This is a genomic window from Rugamonas violacea (assembly GCF_016461825.1).
Lineage (GTDB): Bacteria > Pseudomonadota > Gammaproteobacteria > Burkholderiales > Burkholderiaceae_D > Rugamonas.
On sequence record NZ_JAEMNU010000111.1, the window covers coordinates 1 to 1,622 of the forward strand.

The following is a 1,622-nucleotide window of genomic DNA, read 5'->3' on the forward strand; positions in this document are numbered from 1 at the left end:
CGGTCAAGTTGCCGTTGGCGTCGTAGCTGAACTGCTGGACACCGGCGGCGCTCAGGCGGTTGGCGGCGTCGACCCGCGCGCCGGACAGCGCCGGCGGCAGCGCCGTGCGCGCCAAGCTGCCGCCGGCCTCGATGCGCCGGCCGCCGTTGTCGTAGGTGTAACTCAGGTCGCCCAGCGTGCTGCCGTCGGGATTGATGTAGACGATGGCGGTCAACTGGCCGGCGGCGTCGAAGCTGTTGCGGCGCACGATGCCATTGGCGTAGCTGGTCTGGATGCGCCGGTCGGCGGCATCGTAGGCGAAGCGAATGCCCTGGGCCTGGTTGTTGTTGTTGGCCGCGCCGGCGTCCTGCACGATGCGCGTCAGGCGCCCGCCGGCGTCGTAGCTGCAATTAATTACGTTATCATATAAAAATAAAAACTTCGAGATTTATTACTGATTAATGAAAATTAATCACCTTCTTGCGAATTTATCAAAATTTCATTGACCCACCCAACCGATCCAGATGGATTTTTATCGAAATTTATCAATAAATAATTTGCATCATTGATACCGCACTTATTTGAATGAAAGTACATATACCCATCTTGAAATGACAAATATCTCCCGGCACTTTTCTTTGATGTAATTAAATAGCCATGAGACTCAAATAACAGAAGCAATGCAAGTAAGTTAGAAATCAAAACTCTTGACTCTTTACCACAATAAAAATTGCCCTCAAACTCAAATAGAATTGCACCACTCCCGACGCTCTTTTTAATTATACCGGAACCAAATATTAACCTATTAAAAAAAATTGACTGAACAACATCCAAGCCTCCGGAGTTATCTATTTGAAGAATTATCCAATTGCAATCAGGGATCCAATCCACAACATGCTCAGAAAAATTAAACAACTCCCGGGCATCCTTAGGTGCAGAATAATTCGTCCATTCTCCACCTCCGTATATGCTATCAATTGTGGAAATTTGGTTCCAATCACCAATCGCCATTCCAACAGAATTAACATACACGTCAGCCTCTCTTCGCGTAAGATATTTCACTTTTAATTCCATATTAATAAGCTCCGTCCATATGAAAATACAAGGCCAACCCCAAACCTAGCTTCATCCACCATGTTGGCGGTGTTGGAGGTGGTGACATATTTGTCGGATTTTTGTGCGCCTCTTCTGGAGTAATAGGATCTCCCTTTTGACTGTAACGATACCAATTTTTCTGTCCAGAATCTTGTGTTTTCCAGTACGGTTTATCAGCACCAGCAGGTCCGCCATTTTTCTCATCAGGGACATAGCGACACATATCTTTCCCGCCGGATGGTTTTTTTGGTCCGTAAAAATCACCAGGCAATTGACCTGGGCCTGCAGGAGTCCAAGGGCCGCCGGGAACGTTGGTGGGCGGAATTTGCCCGTTGTATGCTTGAAAACCGATCGGGTCCGTATAGCTAATCGGATTGCCGCCAACGTATGCATAGGTATTAATCCCGCCATCGAGCCCAATCGGATCACTCGAAATAAACCGCCCCAACGCCGGAGCATAGTAGCGCGCCCGATAGTAATACAGTCCCGTTCCATCGTTTTCCCGTCCCGTGTACTGGAAGGGATTGTCGACGGCCGCGTCGGCGGTC

Annotated in this window: 3 protein-coding genes; all 3 read right to left on the minus strand. The window is 48.8% G+C overall.

All coding sequences use genetic code 11. The features are described from left to right. A partial coding sequence (locus H7U20_RS30970) for an RHS repeat protein (RefSeq protein ID WP_199760849.1) occupies positions 1–352 on the minus strand: 352 nt, incomplete at its 3' end. Between the two features lie 95 nt (positions 353–447). Beyond that, complete coding sequence (locus H7U20_RS19720) at positions 448–1,053, minus strand: hypothetical protein (RefSeq protein ID WP_199760850.1); 606 nt, start codon at positions 1,051–1,053, stop codon at positions 448–450. A gap of 1 nt (position 1,054) precedes the next feature. Then, positions 1,055–1,622: RHS repeat-associated core domain-containing protein (locus H7U20_RS19725; RefSeq protein WP_199760851.1), on the minus strand; the 568-nt coding region annotated here is incomplete at its 5' end.

Excerpts from the sequence above, each read along its gene's own strand:
- H7U20_RS19720 (WP_199760850.1), bottom strand. The coding sequence starts at position 1,053 with ATGGAATTAAAAGTGAAATATCTTACGCGAAGAGAGGCTGACGTGTAT.